The following is a 457-nucleotide window of genomic DNA, read 5'->3' on the forward strand; positions in this document are numbered from 1 at the left end:
GCAAGAGTAGTACAGATTGCAGCTGTTAGAGTTGTTTTACCGTGGTCAACGTGGCCGATAGTACCAACGTTTACGTGCGGTTTCGTACGTTCAAATTTTTCTTTAGACATGAGTTGTCCCTCTAGGTACGGATTTAGGTGGCTTTGAAGACCACGCAACCAAAAAATCTTGGTAATAAAGCTTCTTTCAACCAATAAACATAGTTTAGGCAAAAGAAAGTATCAAAAGGAAAATTGCTTTGAGAGCTGGTGCTGATAGGCAGACTCGAACTGCCGACCTCATCCTTACCAAGGATGCGCTCTACCACCTGAGCTATATCAGCACTCTAAATGAGTTGGAGCGGGCAGCGGGAATCGAACCCGCATCATCAGCTTGGAAGGCTGAGGTAATAGCATTATACGATGCCCGCAACACGTAACTCTGAGAGCTATTCCCTAAAGAATATGGTGGGGGGGAC

At 45.5% G+C, this 457-nt stretch carries 1 protein-coding gene and 2 tRNA genes; all 3 read right to left on the reverse strand.

The genetic code is table 11. The features are described 5' to 3' along the window. Positions 1-110: GTP-binding protein (locus TZ48_RS23045; protein ID WP_239670767.1), on the reverse strand; the 110-nt coding region annotated here is incomplete at its 3' end. Positions 111-246: 136 nt separating this feature from the next. Next, a tRNA-Thr gene (locus TZ48_RS23050) sits at positions 247-322 on the reverse strand. 13 nt (positions 323-335) lie between these two features. Continuing rightward, positions 336-409, reverse strand: a tRNA-Gly gene (locus tag TZ48_RS23055). Positions 410-457 lie beyond the last annotated feature (48 nt).

The organism is Vibrio variabilis, assembly GCF_003263785.1.
In the GTDB taxonomy this organism is placed as follows: Bacteria; Pseudomonadota; Gammaproteobacteria; order Enterobacterales; family Vibrionaceae; genus Vibrio; species Vibrio variabilis.